Here is a 20205-nt window from a genome sequence, read left to right on the forward strand (position 1 = left end):
AGAATTAAATAGATACTGATGAAAACCGGCTTACAGCTATACAATACCCTCACAAGAAAGAAAGAGATCTTTGAACCCCTTAACGCTCCGAATGTCGGAATGTATGTTTGCGGGCCAACTGTTTATAGTGATGTCCACCTGGGTAATTGCCGTACATTTATCTCTTTTGACTTGATATTCAGGTATTTAAAATACAGTGGCTATAAGGTGCGTTATGTCAGGAATATTACAGATGCAGGTCACCTGGAAGGGGATCGTGATGAAGGGGATGACAAATTTGCAAAAAGAGCAAAACTGGAACAACTGGAACCCATGGAAATTGTACAAAAGTATACTTTGGGCTTTCATGATGTATTAAGGATGTTCAATACACTTCCACCAAGTATAGAGCCTACTGCAACTGGTCATATTATCGAGCAGATCGAAATGATCAAGGAGATTATAGCTAACGGTTATGCCTATGAAGAAAATGGAACAGTTTATTTTGATGTAGAAAAATACAGTAAAACATACAACTACACCATACTGACCAACCGGAACCTGGAAGATATGCTGGCCAATACCCGTGAACTTGGTGGTCAGGATGAAAAACACGGTCGTCTGGACTTTGCACTTTGGATCAAAGCTAAGCCAGAAACTTTAATGAAATGGGCTTCGCCATGGGGCGTAGGTTTTCCGGGCTGGCATATTGAATGCTCTGCTATGAGTGCAAAGTATCTTGGGCAGGAATTTGACATCCATGGGGGGGGAATGGACCTTGCGGCTACACACCATACCAATGAGATTGCGCAATCTGAAGCATGCAGCCATGTACAACCCGCCAGATATTGGATGCATACCAATATGTTGACCGTGAATGGTGCAAGAATGTCAAAATCTGCGGGCAACGGTTTTCTTCCATTAGAGCTTTTCACAGGAGCACATCCTTTGCTGGAACGTGGTTATAGCCCCATGACCGTAAAGTTCTTTATGCTGCAGGCCCACTATCGGAGTACACTTGATTTTTCCAACGAAGCATTGGATGCGTCTGAAAAAGGTTTTCGGAGGCTAATGAATGCAACAGCCTTACTGGAGAAACTTGTAGCATCAGAAAAAAGTGATTTTGATATCGAGAACATCAGGCTGAATTGTATAAAAGCAATGAATGATGACTTTAACAGCCCTGTTGTTATTGCTGAACTGTTTGAAGCTGCAAGAATCATCAACAGCGTTTATGATGGTAAGGCGCAGCTGAATGAAGCTGACCTTAGCAAATTGAAACAATTGGTCAGCGATTTTGTATTTGATATTTTTGGATTAAAAGATGAAGACAGCTCTAATACAGAACTCAATTCTGTTCTGGATATGGTCATTGACATCCGTAAATCGGCCAAGGAAAACAAAGACTATGCTACCTCCGATAAGATTCGTGTTGGTCTTCAGCAGATTGGCATACAGCTTAAAGACAGCAAAGAAGGAACAACCTGGAGTAAAATATAAATACCGATGAAGAAATATATAGGACTCGCAGCTCTGGCTATGCTTGTTTTTCAGGCTTGTCATTCTGACAAAAACAAAACTACAACTGCTACTCAGGCCACGGAAGCTGTAAAGCTGGTTTCACCAGAGTTTAATGCAGATAGTGCTTATAGTTATACCAAAACCCAGGTTGATTTTGGCCCACGAATTCCCTCCACCACAGCCCATGAAAAATGTGCACTGTACCTGGTGAGTAAACTGAAATCTTTCGGAGGAAAAGTTACAGTGCAGGAAGCTAGGGTAAAAACATATGACGGGAAAAGCCATCAGCTTAAGAATATCTTAGTTTCCTGTTATCCTGAGAAAAAACAAAGAATTTTAGTCACAGCGCATTGGGATGCTCGTCCATTTTCAGATCAGGACCCTGATCCAAATAAAAAGGATAAAGCTTTTGATGCAGCCAATGACGGTGCCAGTGGCGTAGCCGTTATCCTGGAGATGGCCAGACAACTGCAAAAGAAAGAGCCTAATATGGGAGTCGATTTTATTCTTTGGGATATTGAAGATTACGGTAAGGCTAATGATGAAACACCAAATGAACAAACCTGGTGTACAGGATCTCAATATTGGGTTAAGCACCAGCCTGCAGCTGAGACTAAGCCACTGTATGCCATTAATCTGGATATGGTTGGTGGGGCTAATGCTCAGTTCACTCAAGATGAAGTATCCAGGAAATATGCGTCAAATGTAGCAGCAAAGGTATGGCGTATCGCTGATGAAATTGGTTACGGCTCTTATTTTCTGAATATCCCCTCGGGAAATCTTATCGATGATCATTTTTGGATTAATCAGGCAGGTATTCCTGCAATAGATATTATACATTTCACAGATGCTTCCGGTTTCTATATGAACTGGCATACACAGCTTGATAATTTGAACAACATTGATAAAAATACATTAAAAGCGGTTGGCCAGACTGTCCTGGAAACAATTTATCGGGAATCGCCAGCAGCCTAATGTGCATTTGTTAATTACTTTTGACCATTAAACCTATATCAAACCTTATATTCGTAACCATATTTGAATTATGATGATCAACAAACTTATTTATACCTGCATTACGGCATCACTTACGCTTGGTGCCTACGCACAAAAATCTGATGGAACAACCAAATCTCTGATAAATGCTGAAAGAAGTTTTGCTGAGCGCGCAGCTAAACAAGGCGTTAAAACTGCTTTCCTCGATTTTTCTGCAGCAGATGCATTGGTTTTCAGGCCAAACCCCGTAAACGCTAAAACTTTTTATGCCGGGCAGGAAGATAGTAAAAATCTGAGCTGGTCTCCTGTATATGCGAGAGTATCAAAGAGTGGAGACTGGGGTTTTACCACAGGAACTTATGTAATGGGGGGGGCTGAGAAAACTTATGGAGACTATTTATCCGTTTGGAAAGCAGTCAATGATAAATGGGAACTTGCTTTAGATCTGGGTACTTCACACAATAAACCATTGCATAAGGGTAAAGAAGACTTTGTGGAACCAGCTAATTTTTATAAGCCGAAGTTCATTAATAATAAGCAGATTGCTGCCGGAAACGAAATTATACTGACTACAGAAAAGACATTGAATGCAACATTGAAATCTTATAATGCAGCTGCATTTTCCGGTTTCTTAACAGAAGGAGCCAGGTTGTTGTTTCCGGGAAATGAACCCATCACAGGAAAAAACAACATCTTGGCTTTCTATAATAGTATGGTGAGTAAGATCTCTTTAAAAACAGCAAAAGCAGACAGAGCATTAGGCGGAGATCTTGCCTGTACTTATGGCATTGCGACTATAGACTATAAGGCCGATTTAAGAGAAAGCTTTAATTACGTTTTTATTTACGAACGTCAGGCAGACCATAACTGGAGCATCATAGCACAGGTATTTACACCTGCAGAACGTTAATTCAGCCAAGAAAAAGAAAAGGCCCCTTAAATAAAATTTTAAGGGGCCTTTTCTTTTTCAGTACAAAGCACTATTTTGCCAGCCTCAGGTATAAACCTGGTTTCTTTATCTGTTTTACATGAATAAACTCATCGCTGTTACCTTTCTCCTGCTCTCCATTCATACCGTACAAGCCCAAAAGAAGTTGATGCTGCTTGGACATCAAGGGGCTAGAGGCATCATGCCAGAGAATACCATACCAGGCATGATCAAAGCATTAGATCTGGGTGTTAATGTCCTGGATATGGATGTTGTGATCTCAAAAGATGAGAAAGTTGTACTTTCTCATGAACCATACTTTAATAACGAGATCAGCTTAAGGCCAGATGGCAAAGCGATTTCTTTTAAAGAAGAGAAAAAATACAATATGTTCAAGATGAACTATGAGGAGATCAAAAAGTTCGACGTTGGCAGTAAAGTGCATAGCCGCTTTCCAGGACAAATGAAGATCAAAGCGTATAAGCCACTGCTCTCTGAAGTCATCGATTCTGTAGAGGCCTATGTGAAGTTGCATAAATTGCCTAAACCGCTTTATAATATTGAAACAGCATTGATCCGGAAAGGAGATGGGGAATTTCAACCGGAAGCTTCGGTTTTCATTGAACGGATCATGGAGATTTTAAGGGAGAAAAAAATCACAAAAAGAGTCATTATTCAATCTCTGGATATGCGTACACTACAATATCTTCATGAGAAATATCCTGCGATGAAAACCTCGCTTATGATTGATGAGAAAGTGGATTTTGAGGACGCTATACAAGGCCTTGGATTTACACCAGACTACTATAGTCCCTATTATGTTTTGGTGGGTAAAGGACTCGTCGACCGTTGCCATGCTGCCGGAGTAAAGATTATCCCATGGATAGTGAATTCAACAAAAGAACTGGATTATCTTCTGAATCTGGGGATAGATGGAGTCGTTACCGATTATCCTAATCTATTGCTGAACAGTTTAAAATAGATTTTTGATGATGCGCTCCACACTAAGGCCTTCTGCTTCTGCCCGGTAGTTTCTTACAATCCGGTGTCTTAGAATAGCCTCGGCAACAGCTTGCACATCTTCTATGTCCGGAGAGAATTTACCGGAGATAGCCGCATGGCATTTAGCGCCAAGTACCAGGAATTGAGAAGCACGTGGACCAGCACCCCAGTTTACATATTTGTTCACCTCCTCTGTAGCTAAGGCAGTGTCCGGGCGGGTTTTTGCAGCCAGTTTAACTGCGTATTCCAAGACATTGTCTGTAACCGGAATACTTCTGACCAGTTTTTGGAAATATTGGATCTGATCCGCGTTAAGTAATTTTTTAAGAGAAAGCTCCTGATTGCTGGTGGTGTTTTTTACAATGGTCAGTTCATCTGTAAACGACGGATACTGAAGCTGCACATTAAACATAAAGCGGTCAAGTTGCGCTTCAGGAAGAGGATAAGTACCTTCTTGCTCAATAGGGTTCTGTGTTGCCAGTACAAAAAAAGGTTTGGGTAAAATATGTCTTTGTCCGGCAGCTGTAACAGATTTTTCCTGCATCGCTTCCAGTAGTGCAGCCTGGGTTTTAGGCGGAGTCCTGTTGATCTCGTCCGCAAGGATAATATTGGAAAAGACAGGCCCTCTGATAAACTTAAAGTGCCTGTCTTCTCCTAAAATTTCTGTACCAATGATGTCACTCGGCATCAAATCCGGGGTGAACTGAATCCTGTTAAAATTCAGATCCAGTACATTTGCCACCGTCTGTACCAATAAAGTTTTGGCCAGTCCTGGTACGCCAACCAATAAACAATGACCGTTGCTGAAAATGGAAATCAATACAGATTTAATCACTTCATCCTGTCCTATAACTACTTTTCCAATCTCATTTTTGACGGCTTTATAGGAAAGATGAAGCGCATTTACGGCTTCAATATCATTGTTGTAATGCATGAGCGTTTATTTCTTTTCGTTCTTGGTCCAGAGTTTTAATTCGTCACAAGTACTATATTCCGGATCGATTTTTATGTAAGTTGTTTCTCTGCGTTTTTCAAACCATTCGCTTAAGACCTTGTTGGTCTTTACCTCTTGTGCCTTTTCTTTAAACTTCACATAATCCTGATCTAAATTTCCCTTATGTGGTGGGATCTTAGATTTAAGAAGCAGGATCTTATAGCCATCCTTACCGTCAGCTCCCGAAAAGAAATTCGGTTTGGATATTTCACCAACCTTCATAGTATCGATCACCAGAAAGACTTTTGGATCTACTTTTTCTGCAGGGATAAAAGTAGTTCTGGCAGTTACGTTATCTGCGTAGAGCATCATACCTCCGTTATACTTGGTTTCCTTATTGTCTGAGTATAAAGAAGCAGCGGCAGAAAAAGGAAGTTTTTTGGTTAAAATATTATTGTAGATACTATCTGCATGAAGCTTAACCCGATCCAAACTTGCAGGAGTGGTCTGCGGACGGATCAGGATATGCCTGGCATGTACTTGTTCCCCTCTGCGTTCCAGCACCTGTAAAATGTGGTAGCCAAATTCCGTTTCAAATACAGGAGAAACTTCTCCAGCCTTTAGCTTAAAAGCCCAGGCCGTAAATTCCTTTGCCATCATTGTCCGGTCAAAGAAGCCCAGATCACCACCTTCTGACGCAGATCCAGGATCCTCAGAATATGTTTTAGCCAGGAAGCCAAAGTCTTCACCACTCTTCACCCTTAGTCTGATGGCATCCAGTTTATCATAATATTTTTGTTTCTCCACTTTTGTCAGTTCCGGGTGGAGAACAATCTCACCGATTTCATATTCCGTATTGATGTCCGGTAAGCTGTCTGTTTTGTAGGTATCAAAATATTTTTTTACTTCCAATGGCGTTACATTGACATTCTCTGTAATCTTTTGCTGCATCTTGTTTGCAATCAGGGCATCTTTGATGTCTGGTCTGATCTCGTCTTTGTATTGCAGTACAGATTTGTTCAGAAATTGCTCTAAACGATCCTGTCCACCAGCACGCTGGATACTGGAACGCATCCTTCTGTCTACCTCATCATCCACCTGTTTGTCGTCCACCATTACAGAGTCAATCTCTGCTTGTTGTTTCAACAATTTTTGAACAAGCATTTGCTGCAGAATATAGCATTTCACGCCGTCTCCATTTTGATTACCTGAGTTCAGGTACTGGGCATATTGCTGGTTCAGTTCAGATAGCAGGATAATGTTGCCGCCAAGTACAGCAACAACCTTATCTATGTTCTTTTTCTGTGCCTGTACATTTAAAAACAAACAGAGTAATCCGCCTGCCATCAATAAAATTTTCTTCATTCTATTTTTTCAATTCAATTATTACGCTTTTGTAAAGCTGTTAACAGGAGCAATACCATTTAAAATTCAGCCAGTTAAGCTTTTCTTTTTGCTGTACGCTCTATCAGACAGATCTTTTTTAAAGCTATAAAAGTAATAAATAAAGGCACTATAATGAGATATTTAACTAATTTTAACAGAAAAATGATTCCCTCTAAAAAGGACCAGTAATGGCAGAGCAACTTACAAGCAATAACGAAGCACTCAGGCTATTTTTTACAGACGATGTTTACCTGATCGCCAACGAAGAAATAAAGGTTTCCGAAACCGCTCCGGTGGTAACCATGGACGAAGCGGTTTCTGTTCCGGCGGAGGTTCAACCGGTAAAAAAGCAGAAGCGCGATTTTAATCACCTGGGAAAAAATGCGAAAAACATTCTGATCCTTGTTTCTGATCCTGTAAACCAGGTGAGTACAGAAGAGGGCAGAGAGCTGCTCCGCAAAATTGTAAAAGCCATAGATCTTTCTGCAGCAGATTTTGCACTGGTTAATTGTTCGGCCTATGCAGACGCCGATTTTGAAGAATTGCAAAGCTATTTTAAACCACGTTTATTGCTCTCTTTTGGTGTATTGCCAGAAACGCTCGGGCTTGCTGTTCAACCACAAAATAGCGTAGTGAAACACGAAGGCATAACATTGGTCTTTTCATCCGAATTGCAAGCCCTTTCAGAGGATATGAGTGGTAAGAAAGCGCTTTGGGGGAGTTTAAAACAACTTAATATTTCATGAGAGAACTTGTCTTTGCGACCAATAATCAACATAAAACAGAAGAAGTCAGACGCCTGTTAGAAGGTCAGTATACCGTTTTGAACCTGTCCGATATCGGCTGTACAACAGACATTCCGGAAACGGGCCATACGTTTGCCGAAAATGCGGAACTGAAAACAGCATATGTGGTGGAGCATTATCAGCTCGATTGCTTTGCAGATGACAGCGGACTCGAAGTAGAAGCGCTGGATCAGGAACCTGGAATTTATTCGGCCAGATATGCAGGGCAACGTGGTGATGCAGAGAATCTCCAGCTTGTCCTTCAAAAAATGGAAGGTCAAAGCAACAGGAAGGCACGCTTCAGAACAGTAATTTCTCTGGTCCAAAACCAAACCAAATACCTGTTTGAAGGTATGATAGAAGGGACACTGCGGGAAGAAGCCTCAGGCGCACAAGGATTTGGGTATGACCCGATCTTTCAGCCCAATGGCTACAACATTACCTTTGCAGAAATGAGCATGGCAGAAAAGAATGAGATCAGCCACCGCGCCCAGGCGATGAAGAAACTTATTGCTTTTTTAAAGGCGCAGGCTTAGCTGTAGAATCTGGCTTAACCTGTCGTGGAGGAATAACTGCCGGCACTTTCAGGGTGCTGTCAGATAAGGCTTTCTTAACGGTTTCCTTTACTTCCTTTTTTACACCTTCAGGAACTTTGCCTGCCTGCTTGGTCACTTCACTAACGACTTTATCTTTAATGGTCGTTTTCTTTGGATCTGGTGCTTTTGGTTTTCGGACAATGGGACGTATAATGTCAGCCTTTGAAAGCGGGCGAAGTTCAGGTTTCCATATAAATCCGGTCAGCAGAACTTCTTCTTTAACGTCTGCAACAGGGGTGGTTGTTCCCTCCACATCTTTTATCGGTACAATTTCATAGATCTCATTCTCCTTAAAGATGATCTTGATCCGACTGCTGATGGTCCGGTTCATCTTATCGTAATCTCCCTTGTCTGTTTTTGTGAAATAAGCACTTTCTGCATTTCCGTCTACGTACATGGTATTCAGCTTTCCATCTTTAAAAAAACCGGTCATCAGCCGCCCTTTAATCTGGTTGAACTTCGTTGAATCTTTATACACATTTACGGTAAATGCATTTTGGAGCACTTGAACTGCATTTATCTTTTTATTTCTCATATGGACATATAAGGTGTCACCGGTTTGCTGGGAGCCGTCAGACCACAGGATAGGATGGTAATACCATCTTAAAGTAGAATCCGCACTGGTGTAAAATAGCGAATCGGCCTTGGCTTGCATATTGGTCTTGAATACCCTTACTTTATGATAAGCCTTAATGATACGGGCTTTTACCGTATCCAGTGGGTTTATTTTAATCGTGTCCTTAAGCGCAACGGTCTTTATTGCGGTTTTCGGTCCATTGGCAATGACCTTAGGCAAACCTGGTTTCTTCCCGTCCGTATGTACAGAGTCTTTCTTCAATGTCGCTTTTTTGAGGCTGGCCGTACTTTTAAAGACCAGCAGTCCGGAAAACTTTTCTACTTGTTCAATAGTCTGCTCTGTAGATTTGTAAAATTTAACATCTCCTTTTTTGGGCGGACTTTTCTTTTTTACCGCCACAGATTGGGCTGGTCTGGAAGTGGAAGGCAAGCCTGCTGCACCCTTTTCAGCGGGGGCTTTATTTTTCGGCTTTTCTTCCCCAACTTCATTGTCTTTCTTAATGATGGGTAAGGGGAGTAATTTTAAGAGTTGACGCAATACAACCTGAGTTTCCAGCGTATCGGCCCCCATCCATAAGCTGTCTGGTCTTTTGATGTTTTTTACGGTGATAGAATCACTGGTGCCAAGACCCACATAAGCATTTTTGGTGACCAGGGTACGCTGATCAATTTTATAATAATAGCCAAGCTGGCCATACATCACCGTTTTATCTGTCGTATCCCTGAAAACAATATTTCTGACGGCCTTGCCATAACCTGCTGCACCATCATAATAGAGACTATCTCCTTTAAGGGATCTGCTGCCGGAAGTATAGAGGTTTTTCTTGCCAAAATAGGCATATTGGGTTTTCGTATTATAAGCACCATTCTCTGTATACAGGTTATCGTCCTTCCCCAGGATATTTGTAGGACCATAAAAATAAGTCCAGTTGGTCAGCGTATTGTAGCGGAGTGTATCTGACTTAATGGTCGTTTGTGGTGTAACTGCCACTACATTGTATCTAAAGTAGGCATCCCGGCTACCTGCAAAATAGTAACCGTTTTTACTGGTCAGGGTAACATCCTTGTTTACAATCTTTCCACCGGTTACATAGGTTCCAACCTTTGTAGCCATGTTATAATCCAGTATATTGGTGGTCAGTACAGATTCCCGGTCCAGCAGGCGAACATTGCTGGTCAGGTGGGCCATTTTGGTATTGCCGTCATACGTCAAAAAATCAGAATAGATGTTCACTGTATCTGCCTGATTGATGTGGACGTTATTGTAGGCCTCGAAAACGTTTTTTTCTTCGTAAAACACAGCGCTGTCACAAGTCAGGATGGCATTGTCCTGCTTGAAAACCGGTTTTCTTATATAAGAGACCTTTGTTTTATTCATGAGAATAGCATGCTCAGAATTGACTAGATAGATCTTGGTCCTCTGCTGGGCAAGCAAAGACATAGGCAAAAGGGCAATCAGTAAGATGAAAAAAAGTAATTTCCGCACTTTACAAAGTTAGTTGTTTGCTTACCATATAAATTAATATTTTTGAAAGATGTTTCCTCTGCAAAAATTTCAGGACTATATCGTCCAAAATTCCCTGCTGTCTGGCAATGAAAAAGTATTGCTAACGGTTAGCGGAGGAAAAGACTCTGTGCTTATGGCACATTTGTTTAAACTCTCCGGTTGTGATTTTGGTATTGCCCACTGTAATTTTAATTTACGTGGACAGGAATCACAAAGGGACGAAGCCTTTGTAAGAATGCTGGCAGCACAGCTGGAAGTTCCCTTTTATGCAGTTCATTTTGATACAAAAGCCTACGCTGAAGAACATAAGATGTCGACACAGATGGCTGCCAGGGAGCTGAGGTACACTTGGTTTGAAAAGCTGAGGGTTCAGGAAGATTATCAACTGATTGCCGTAGCGCATCACCAGAATGATGCTGTTGAAACCGTATTACTCAATCTTACAAGGGGGACGGGTATTGCCGGGCTTCATGGTATTTTGCCGAAAAGAGGTTTTCTGATCCGGCCAATGCTTTGCCTTTCCAGTGAAGAAATTGATGAAGCAATGGTGCTAAACCATCTCTCGTATGTGGAAGACAGCTCTAATGCTTCAGATAAATATGCCAGGAACAAAATCAGGCAAAAGGTTATTCCTCAGTTGAAGGCAATCAATCCAAACCTGGAAGAAACCTTTGAGCACAACATCAGGCGTTTTGCAGAAACCGAAATGGTCTTGCAACAAATGGTCCTGCAAGTTCAAAAGGAAATCTGTAAAACAGAGGGAGCTACGGTGTTGGTCGACCTGGAAAGCATCGGGAACCTGGTGCCACAAAGGCTGCTGTTTTTTGAGATCCTGAAAACCTATCATTTTACGGAAAAGGTAACAGATGATATCTTACAGTCCCTCGATCACCAGAGTGGCCGGTCCTTCTACAGTACAAGCCATAGAGCAACACTGGACAGGGGAAAGCTGATGATTACGAAACACATACCGGCAAAGGTTCAGGAGGCCATTTTGATCCATCCACATGATCAAAAGGCCATCATGGGAAATGAAGTGATCCAGATCATCTACACGGAGAACATGAGTTTTGAAAAAGAAAAGTTCAAAGCTTTTGTCGATGCTGAAAAGCTTGTTTATCCGCTGATCCTTAGAAAATGGGAGCATGGCGACCGTTTTATGCCGCTAGGAATGAAAACTTTTAAAAAAATAAGCGATTTTTTTATCGACGAAAAAGTACCGCTGCCTCTGAAAGATCAGATCCCGGTATTGGTGAATGGGAATGGAGAGCTGATCTGGATTGCAGGAATGAGACAAGACAATAGATATAAATTAACCACTGCTACAAAAAAAGTAGCTATATTCGAATTGAAAATAAGCTAATGGGAAACAGGTACGCATTTCTGGAGAAGCAATATATAGGCAGGGATTACATTCGGATCTGTATCCGGCTGGTGATGGCAGCATTTTGCTTTGCGGCCTATGTTTACGAAAGGGACAGGGACAATACACAAGATCTTTTTCTGATCGTGGGCTTTGGTATCATTGGTATTTCTATTATTCTGCTATTTCTCATTCAGTACAAGACTGTTATTAACAATAAGAGCATTGTTATTGATGGGCTTTGGACCGCTAAAAAAGTGAAGATCGATCTGAACAGCATTGTTAAAGTACGTAAAGATACCTATAGCAATTACCTGTTCAATAACCCTGTCTATAATCTGCACCGCAAAGGAAGTATTCGTTTTTATTCTTCCGGAAAAGATGCCATCGTACTCACAGACCGTGATGGACTGGAGTACTATATCGGTACGCAACGACCTAACGAAATGTATCTGGTCATCCAGGAAGAGATGAAAGGATAATTCAAGCTATACGAAATAATTGCAATTGTTTAACACAAAGCTCAGTTTAAGTATTGTACTTTGCAGTTCAAAACAAAACCCATTCTGTACCTGTTTTTTCAGATGTAAAATCCAGGCAGAAGGTTAACAATAAAACAATTATATACAAATGAAGATAGGTATAGTTTGTTACCCAACTTTTGGCGGCAGCGGTGTCGTGGCCACTGAACTTGGTAAGGCTCTGGCCGATGAAGGGCACCAGGTTCACTTCATTACCTACAGCCAGCCCGCGCGTTTAGATTTTTTCTCTGCCAATTTATTTTATCATGAAGTATCTGTAAGGGATTATCCTTTATTTGATTACGCACCATATGAATCTGCACTGGCCAGTAAGCTGGTCGATGTGGTCAGGTTTGAGAAGCTGGATATCCTGCATGTACATTATGCTATACCACATGCTTCTGCTGCTTTTATGGCCAAGCAAATTCTCGCTACCTACGGGATTAATATTCCCTTTGTAACCACACTCCATGGTACAGATATCACATTGGTTGGTAAAGATCCAACCTATAAGCCCGTAGTTACCTTTTCCATCAATCAATCAGACGGCATTACAACTGTTTCACAGGATTTAAAAGAAGATACACTGAAGCACTTCGACATTACGGGTGAAATTAAGGTAATTCCGAATTTTATAGATTTTGAGCGCTTCAGTTTAAAACCAAAGGATCATTTCAAGAAGGCTATTGCCCCAAATAATGAGCGGATCCTGATCCATACCTCCAATTTCAGAAAGGTAAAAAGAACCGGAGATGTGATCCTCATGTTTCAAAAGATTCAGGAAAAGATCCCGTCAAAATTATTGATGGTTGGAGATGGTCCTGAACGCGTTTACAATGAACAATTGTGCAGGAACCTGGGGATTTGTGATCATGTTCGTTTCCTGGGTAAGCAGGATGCTGTAGAAGAAATCCTTTCTGTTTCTGACCTCTTCCTTATGCCCTCAGAATCTGAGAGCTTTGGACTGGCAGCTTTGGAAGCAATGGCCTGCAAAGTGCCTATAATTACTTCTAACTCGGGAGGTTTGCCAGAGCTTAATGTGGATGGCTTCTGCGGTTATATGAGCAATGTGGGGGATGTGGAAGATATGGCTGCCAATGCCATCAAGATTCTGGAAAATGATACTGTGCTGAATCAGTTTAAAGAGAATGCTTTTAGGCGGGCACAGGATTTTGATTTGAAAAAGATCTTGCCTGTATATATAGATTACTACAACGCAATTATAGAAAAGCAGCACAAGCCAGTTGTTTTGTAAATAACTCTTACGAATAATAAAAAAGAAGGCCGGTTCAGCATCTGAACCGGCCTTCTTTTTTATAAGAATAGAATTAGTTGATCGGTGTAAACACCAGGCAGACCGGTGAACCTACTTCAATACGTTTACCTGTATCTTTAAGTTCTCCTGTTGCTTTATTCCTTTTAAAAATAACAATGTTATTGGTGTACTGATGGCCAACCAATAGATAATTACCGCTTGGATCTATAGCAAAGTTGCGGGGACCCTTACCTTCCGTACTGATTCTGGAAACAAAATTCAGTTTTCCGGTAGACAGAATAGAAAAAACAGAAATGCTGTTGGCATCCCCACGGTTGCTCTGGTATAAGAATTTGCCATCAGGCGATACATGAATATCTGCGCCATCAATCCTGCCTTTAAATTCAGGATCCGTTGTTCCGATCTCCTGAATCTTATTCAGATTTCCGTTGCTGTATACAAATGCGGTAATGCTGCCATTAAACTCATGTGTCAGGTAGGCAAACCTTCCGTTTGGACTGAAGGTCAAATGTCTGGGGCCACTTCCGGCATTGGTTTTCAATACCGTTTTAATGGATAACAAACGATCTTTAGAGGCCGGGTTGTAACTATATACATAAATATGGTCTTCACCCAGGTCGTTGCAGATCAGGTATTTTTTATCAGGTGTAAACTGAACCATATGAACATGGGCACTTTCCTGTCTTTTTTCAGGATCAATGCTTTTACCCGTGTGCTGTATGATTTGTTTCGGTCCGGTTAAAGTACCATCTGCATTTCTTCCAAATACAGCGAGGCTTCCCCCACTATAATTGGCCACGACCACATTTTTGTTGTCAGCAGTAATATAGCATGGATCTGCACCATGGCTGTCCTGTTTGTTTAAGAAAGTAAGCTTACCAGAATAAGAATTGAAACCAAAGGCGCTTACTGTACTGGTCGCTCCGGTTTCATTTACGCTGTATACAAACTTTCTGTCTGGGGCAACCGTCAGGTAACTGGGATTTACAATTCCCTTGGCAACGCTCTTAAGGCGGGTTGTTCCACTAAAAGTATGAAAATTATAAGTATAGATCCCCTCACTCTTGCCTGCTGTGTTTGTGTATGTTCCAACCAAAAGGTTGTAATTTGCTTTTTGGGCCTGGACATGAAAAGTAAACAAAAGTACAGACAACAGGGAAAGGATCTTCTTCATAAATTATAATTTAAATTATTTGATCAGGTGTTTGATTTGGATCAGCTCATGCTCTTCCAGGTAGCGCCATCTTCCGCGGGGAAGATCTTTTTTGGTCAGGTTTCCGTAAACCACGCGATCCAGTTTTACCACATCGTAACCCAGGTGTTCAAAAATCCGGCGAACAATTCTGTTCTTTCCGCTGTGAATCTGGATGCCAACTTCACGTTTACTACCACCGGCAACGTAAGATACACTGTCCGGTTTTATAATTCCATCCTCCAGTTCCAATCCAAACTGAATTTTGTTCAGATCTCCCTGACTTAACGCACGGCCCAGTTCTACATGATAGATCTTGGTGATGCCATTTTTAGGATGGGCAAGTTTATCTGCAAGATCACCATCGTTGGTCATCAGCAATAAACCCGTTGTATTTCTGTCTAAACGTCCAACAGGATAGATGCGTTCTCTGCTGGCTTTTTCTACCAATTGCATCACTGTACGTCTTTCCTGAGGATCGTCTGTTGTTGTAATATAATCTTTTGGCTTGTTCAGCAGCACATAAACCCTTTTTTCGCGTTTCAGCAATTCTCCGTTGTAACGGATTGCATCTTTTGCAGGATCTACTTTATGGCCCAGTTCAGAAACCACTTCATTGTTCACTGTTACTACACCTGCTGCAATCAGCTCATCTGCCTTACGACGGGAACAAATTCCTGAATTTGCAATGTAACGGTTCAAACGGATCAGACCGTCATCTTTAGCCACCGGTGTTTTTCTTCCGCGAAGAACAGATTGTTTTTCACCACGGTCTGCAGGATTAGACCTGAAATTCGGTCTTGCACCACCTTCATCTTCTCTCTTTCTGAAAGGGCGGCTGTCTGTGCTCCTTGGGCTCTGACTTTTCTTGTCGTCAAATTTACGGTAAGGCTTTTCCTCTTTGTTGAAGCTGTCTTTTTTAATATAGCCTCTTCCTTTGGATTCCTTATCGTCACCAGTTCTCGGTTTAAAAGATCTGCTGTCTCCTTCTCTTGGTTTAAAGGAACGGCTATCGCCATCTCTCGAAGTCCTCGGTTTAAAATCTTTATCACCGGTACTTTTTCCTGAGAATCCTTTGGATCCGCCGTCTTTCGATCTGAAAGATTTACCGTCTCCGTCTCGTGTTGCTTTTGAATTAAAATCTCCTTCTCTGCGCGCTCCTGGCCTGAAGGATTTAGAATCACCCTCTCTTGGTGTTCTTGGTTTAAAATCTCCTTTTCCTTCCTTACTATCTTTATCTCCGAATTTGCTCTTGCCCTTGTAAGTACTTTCTTCTCCACTTCTGCTCTTTCCAGCTGTGCTTCGGTTTCCCGGCTTGGACTTGTCATCCCGACTGTTCCTGTTGTTGTTTTTGATCATGATACGCTATTAACCACATAAAATATGCGGGGTACAAACTTAGGTAAAATTGGTTGTATTTACAATTTTAAGTGTCTGTGCACCGCAATTTTACGTTTTATTTGCAGAGATTCAGACCGATTAATCGTTCCTTTTGATTCCTGTAATATTGCTCTTAATCACCTCCTTAACTTTCTATAATTTAAAGCATTCTCACCTTCCGGTCGGCGGTTCTTTTTTTATCAGATATCCTTCTTTTTCCGGGCTTGGATAGACTGGAAAATCAGCCGTTTTTGAACAATTTTTAAGGCTAAAACTGACTTTGTCATTTAAATATTAAAATCGGTGCTGAGGGATGTTTAAACATCGATTTTTGAAGGTTGTTTTGTAATAGATTGATAATTAGATAAATATACCGTATGTTTGCAGCCGTTTTATATTATTAACCAAAAAAAGGAGGAAAATGATAAAGAAACACATAATAACATGTACGATAATTTTAACATTATTGGTTATGGCAAAAGTGTTTGCTTACCACATGCCCCAAGCAGCAAAAAGTCTTTCAAAAGAAGAAACAACAACAAAAAATACAACACTTAAAAAAGAAGAGCCTGAATCAGAAAAGGCCAGTTTAAATTTTGCAGATGAAGCCCTTCCTGAGGGGGATCCCCGGGTAGAGAAAAAGATGAAGAATACATTGGCAACTTTCTCTTACGCAAATTTACAAACCAATCGTTTACACCGGAAAGCGGTAGAATGGTTCCCTATTATTGAACCCATTTTAGAAGATTTTGGTATTCCAAACGATTTTAAATACGTTCCCCTGGTAGAATCCGGATTAAAGGAGGGTGTTTCTTCAAAAGGTGCCGCCGGTTTTTGGCAATTTATGCCAGGTACGGCACGTACCTATGGATTAAAAGTAAACTCCAATGTAGATGAACGTAAGAATTTACGCAAATCTACCATTGCCGCCTGTAAATACATCAAAGAACTATATGGTGTATTCGGAAACTGGACCATGGTAGCTGCCGCATATAATGTTGGTGATAACCACATGAGAAAGCAGATGAACAGACAAAACCAGGATAATTATTTCAAGATGAAACTGAACCGCGAAACCGCAGTTTATGTGTACAAATTGATTTCCATGAAAGAAATCATGGAAGATCCTGCACGTTATGGCTACAGAGCTCCCAGAGCACTGCTGGCTATGAATGCGGAGTAGAATAAGACAAAAAGACATGCAATTGGGTAAAGCCGGAATTTATTCCGGCTTTTTTTATTTCCTGATCTGAGATCAAGAAGTTAACTTGAGGATTTTTGACAGTTTAAGGCCATATTTTTAAGGCAATTGTAAATCAGTTCAAAAACTTCCCTTTTGATAAAATTTTTAGCAATTTTGTGGCTGAAAATTTGCTGTCTTCTTAACGAAAAATCCTTTAGCAGTTTTAGATATATATATGAGTAAAAATACCGTTGACCTGGGTGAGCAAAAAGATGTAGAAGTATATGGCGCCAGGGTACATAATCTTAAAAATATTGATATCTCCTTCCCTAGAAATAAACTGGTTGTTATTACTGGTTTAAGTGGGAGCGGAAAATCCTCACTGGCATTTGATACCATCTATGCTGAAGGGCAGCGCCGCTATATGGAAACTTTTAGCGCCTATTCCCGTCAATTTATGGGGGGAATGGAAAGACCCGATGTAGATAAAGTATCTGGTCTCAGCCCTGTTATTGCTATAGAACAAAAAACAACGAGTAAAAATCCACGCTCTACTGTCGGCACCATTACCGAGATCTACGATTTCATGCGTTTGCTGTATGCACGTGTGGCAGATGCTTTCTCTTACAATACGGGAGAAAAGATGGAGCGTATGAGCGAAGATCAGATTGTAGAGAACATCTTCAAAAAATACGATCAAATGCCGGTGAATATCCTGGCACCAGTGGTGAAAGGACGTAAAGGGCATTATCGCGAATTGTTTGAGCAAATCCGGAAGCAAGGCTATGTGAAAGTACGCATAGACGGAGAAATCCAGGATCTTAGCCCAAAAATGCAGGTGGATCGTTATAAGATCCATGATATCGAGATTGTGATAGACCGGTTGATCATAGACCGTGAGGATAAAAAACGCTTGCTGGATTCTCTGCAAACAGCGATGAAAGCGGGTAAGGGAATTATTAAGATCAGCGATAAAGACAATAATGTTTCTCATTTCAGTCGCTACCTCATGTGTCCCACTACGGGAATTTCCTACGATGAACCTCAACCCAACAGTTTTTCCTTTAACTCACCGTATGGTGCATGTGAACGTTGTGATGGATTGGGCTATATCTTTGTCGTAGACAGGGAATCTGTGATCCCAAACCCCAAACTCAGTATTCTAAACGGAGGGCTTGCGCCTTTGGGTGAATACCGGGACATCTGGATGTTCCAGGTGTTAAAAGCACTGGCAAAAAAATATAATTTCTCCCTTTCTGCACCCATAGAAAAGCTGGGTGAAGACATTATAAACATCATTCTGAACGGTACGCATGAGTTGCTTTCAGTGGCAGTAGAATATAATAAGTGGAATGTACAAAATTACCAGATCACTTTTGACGGGGTGATCAAACTGCTGGAAGAACAACAGGAGCGAAAAGGAGAGGGGACCGTAGACGATATGGAAGCCTTCCGTAAACTAAAGACTTGTCCTGTATGTAACGGAGCCCGTTTAAAGAAAGAGAGCCTGCATTTTAAGATTGATGGAAAGAACATTTTTGAAGTCTCGGAAATGGACATCAGCAGTATCAAACACTGGTATACTGATCTTGAAAACCGTTTAAGCGAAAGACAAAATACCATCGCCAAGGAAATCCTGAAAGAAATCCGGGCCAGGCTTGGCTTTTTGAGCGATGTGGGCTTGAATTACCTTTCCCTGGACAGAACGGCGCGTACCTTGTCTGGAGGAGAAGCCCAAAGGATCCGCCTGGCCACGCAAATTGGCTCACAGCTGATGAACGTGATGTACATTCTTGATGAACCAAGCATAGGCCTGCATCAGCGGGACAACGAACGTTTGATCCATGCCTTGAAAAACCTGCGGGACCTGGGCAACACCGTATTGGTTGTAGAGCACGATAAAGATATGATCCTGGAAGCAGATCATGTGATTGATGTTGGTCCTGCTGCTGGTGTCAGAGGGGGGCAGATCGTTGCACAAGGAACTCCGGAACAGATTCTAAAGTCCAATACCCTGACTGCTGCTTACCTTAACGGACAGAAGAAAATAGAGGTCCCTAAAAAGCGCAGAAAAGGAACCGGGCATAAATTATCCATTATCAAAGCCAGCGGACATAATTTAAAAGATGTGTCTGTAGATTTTCCATTAGGTAAATTTATTGCCGTTACTGGTGTATCCGGAAGCGGAAAATCCAGTTTAATTACAGAAACCTTATATCCAATTCTGAACCATCACTTTTTCCGGGCTAAGAAACATCCTCTTCCATACGAAAAGATCAATGGATTAAAGGAGATAGATAAAGTAATAGAAATAGACCAGGCACCCATTGGAAGAACGCCTCGGTCTAACCCATCTACTTATACAGGAGTGTTTTCTGACATCAGAAACCTGTATGTTCAATTGCCGGAGGCGAAGATCCGGGGGTATAAGCCCGGACGTTTCTCTTTCAATGTGAAAGGCGGCCGTTGCGAAACCTGTCAGGGTGCAGGAATGAAGGTAATCGAGATGAACTTTCTTCCGGATGTGCAGGTTCCATGCGAAGAATGTGGTGGCAGAAGATACAACCGGGAAACACTGGAAGTCCGTTACCGTGGAAAATCCATTAGCGATGTACTTGACATGAGTATTGAAGAGGCCTGTGACTTTTTTGAAAATATGCCTGCCATTTACCGTAAAATCAAAACACTTAAAGATGTCGGCTTAGGTTATATAACACTCGGGCAGTCTTCTACAACCCTGTCCGGAGGAGAGGCACAACGGGTGAAACTCGCTACCGAATTGTCTAAAAAAGATACGGGCAGAACTTTTTATATCCTTGACGAACCAACAACTGGCCTTCACTTTGAAGATATCAACGTGCTGCTCGGTGTATTAAATGAGTTGGTGGAGAAGGGAAATACGGTACTGGTCATTGAGCACAACCTGGATGTGGTAAAAGTAGCAGACTGGGTTATCGATCTGGGAGAAGAAGGCGGTGCAGGTGGAGGAAAAATTATATTTGAGGGTACTCCAGAAGGACTGATCCAAAACCCGATCAGCTTAACGGGGAAATTCCTTAAAAAGGAAATGGAAGCCTGAT

Annotated in this window: 16 protein-coding genes; 11 read left to right on the forward strand and 5 right to left on the reverse strand. The window is 41.5% G+C overall.

What is annotated here, in order from left to right:
- The first annotated feature begins 18 nt into the window (after positions 1 to 18).
- The 4 genes from cysS to R2S08_RS14300 all read left to right on the forward strand — a co-directional run bounded on the left by cysS (position 19) and on the right by R2S08_RS14300 (position 4406).
- Positions 19 to 1479, forward strand: a complete 1461-nt coding sequence (gene cysS / locus R2S08_RS14285) for a cysteine--tRNA ligase (RefSeq protein ID WP_316835812.1) — start codon at positions 19 to 21, stop codon at positions 1477 to 1479.
- 6 nt (positions 1480 to 1485) lie between these two features.
- Complete coding sequence (locus R2S08_RS14290) at positions 1486 to 2475, forward strand: M28 family peptidase (protein ID WP_316835813.1); 990 nt, start codon at positions 1486 to 1488, stop codon at positions 2473 to 2475.
- A gap of 70 nt (positions 2476 to 2545) precedes the next feature.
- Positions 2546 to 3406 (forward strand): YybH family protein, encoded by an 861-nt coding sequence (locus R2S08_RS14295; protein WP_316835814.1) that lies wholly within the window; start codon positions 2546 to 2548, stop codon positions 3404 to 3406.
- Between the two features lie 118 nt (positions 3407 to 3524).
- The gene (locus tag R2S08_RS14300) at positions 3525 to 4406 is read left to right on the forward strand and encodes a glycerophosphodiester phosphodiesterase family protein (RefSeq protein ID WP_316835815.1); all 882 of its coding nucleotides are present in this window, start codon (positions 3525 to 3527) and stop codon (positions 4404 to 4406) included.
- Here R2S08_RS14300 and R2S08_RS14305 read toward each other — a convergent pair.
- Together R2S08_RS14305 and R2S08_RS14310 are read right to left on the reverse strand one after the other, a co-directional pair.
- On the reverse strand, positions 4398 to 5360 hold the full coding sequence (locus R2S08_RS14305; protein ID WP_316835816.1) for an AAA family ATPase: 963 nt from the start codon (positions 5358 to 5360) through the stop codon (positions 4398 to 4400). The two genes, R2S08_RS14300 and R2S08_RS14305, sit on opposite strands and share 9 nt — an antisense overlap.
- Before the next feature lie 6 nt (positions 5361 to 5366).
- Positions 5367 to 6725: a peptidylprolyl isomerase gene (locus tag R2S08_RS14310; protein WP_316835817.1), complete on the reverse strand. Its 1359-nt coding sequence runs from the start codon at positions 6723 to 6725 to the stop codon at positions 5367 to 5369.
- A 209-nt stretch (positions 6726 to 6934) separates the two neighbouring features.
- On the opposite strand from R2S08_RS14310, the gene R2S08_RS14315 reads away from it, so the two are divergent.
- Positions 6935 to 7492: a hypothetical protein gene (locus R2S08_RS14315; RefSeq protein ID WP_316835818.1), complete on the forward strand. Its 558-nt coding sequence runs from the start codon at positions 6935 to 6937 to the stop codon at positions 7490 to 7492.
- The gene (locus R2S08_RS14320) at positions 7489 to 8067 is read left to right on the forward strand and encodes a non-canonical purine NTP diphosphatase (protein WP_316835819.1); all 579 of its coding nucleotides are present in this window, start codon (positions 7489 to 7491) and stop codon (positions 8065 to 8067) included. The genes R2S08_RS14315 and R2S08_RS14320 overlap by 4 nt, the downstream gene beginning before the upstream one ends.
- On the opposite strand, the gene R2S08_RS14325 is transcribed toward R2S08_RS14320, so the two are convergent.
- Positions 8039 to 10189: an OstA-like protein gene (locus tag R2S08_RS14325; protein WP_316835820.1), complete on the reverse strand. Its 2151-nt coding sequence runs from the start codon at positions 10187 to 10189 to the stop codon at positions 8039 to 8041. The genes R2S08_RS14320 and R2S08_RS14325 overlap by 29 nt on opposite strands.
- 49 nt (positions 10190 to 10238) lie before the next feature.
- Between R2S08_RS14325 and tilS the strand changes: the two genes are divergently transcribed.
- The 3 genes from tilS to bshA all read left to right on the forward strand — a co-directional run bounded on the left by tilS (position 10239) and on the right by bshA (position 13349).
- Entirely contained in the window at positions 10239 to 11573 is a 1335-nt protein-coding gene (tilS, locus tag R2S08_RS14330) for a tRNA lysidine(34) synthetase TilS (RefSeq protein WP_316835821.1), read from the forward strand.
- Positions 11573 to 12055, forward strand: a complete 483-nt coding sequence (locus tag R2S08_RS14335) for a hypothetical protein (RefSeq protein ID WP_133783285.1) — start codon at positions 11573 to 11575, stop codon at positions 12053 to 12055. The genes tilS and R2S08_RS14335 overlap by 1 nt, the downstream gene beginning before the upstream one ends.
- 148 nt (positions 12056 to 12203) lie before the next feature.
- Complete coding sequence (gene bshA / locus R2S08_RS14340) at positions 12204 to 13349, forward strand: N-acetyl-alpha-D-glucosaminyl L-malate synthase BshA (RefSeq protein WP_133783283.1); 1146 nt, start codon at positions 12204 to 12206, stop codon at positions 13347 to 13349.
- 73 nt (positions 13350 to 13422) lie between these two features.
- On the opposite strand, the gene R2S08_RS14345 is transcribed toward bshA, so the two are convergent.
- Both R2S08_RS14345 and R2S08_RS14350 read right to left on the reverse strand, forming a co-directional pair.
- Entirely contained in the window at positions 13423 to 14544 is a 1122-nt protein-coding gene (locus R2S08_RS14345; protein ID WP_316835822.1) for a lactonase family protein, read from the reverse strand.
- A gap of 15 nt (positions 14545 to 14559) precedes the next feature.
- The gene (locus R2S08_RS14350; protein WP_316835823.1) at positions 14560 to 15921 is read right to left on the reverse strand and encodes a pseudouridine synthase; all 1362 of its coding nucleotides are present in this window, start codon (positions 15919 to 15921) and stop codon (positions 14560 to 14562) included.
- A 493-nt stretch (positions 15922 to 16414) separates the two neighbouring features.
- Between R2S08_RS14350 and R2S08_RS14355 the strand changes: the two genes are divergently transcribed.
- Positions 16415 to 17125 carry a lytic transglycosylase domain-containing protein gene (locus R2S08_RS14355; RefSeq protein WP_316835824.1) on the forward strand — a complete coding sequence of 237 codons (711 nt, stop codon included), beginning with the start codon at positions 16415 to 16417 and terminating at the stop codon, positions 17123 to 17125.
- 235 nt (positions 17126 to 17360) lie between these two features.
- On the forward strand, positions 17361 to 20204 hold the full coding sequence (gene uvrA, locus R2S08_RS14360) for an excinuclease ABC subunit UvrA (protein WP_316835825.1): 2844 nt from the start codon (positions 17361 to 17363) through the stop codon (positions 20202 to 20204).
- The last annotated feature ends 1 nt before the right edge of the window (position 20205 follow it).

The sequence above is a fragment of the Pedobacter nutrimenti genome, from assembly GCF_032678445.1.
Taxonomy (GTDB): Bacteria; Bacteroidota; Bacteroidia; order Sphingobacteriales; family Sphingobacteriaceae; genus Pedobacter; species Pedobacter nutrimenti_A.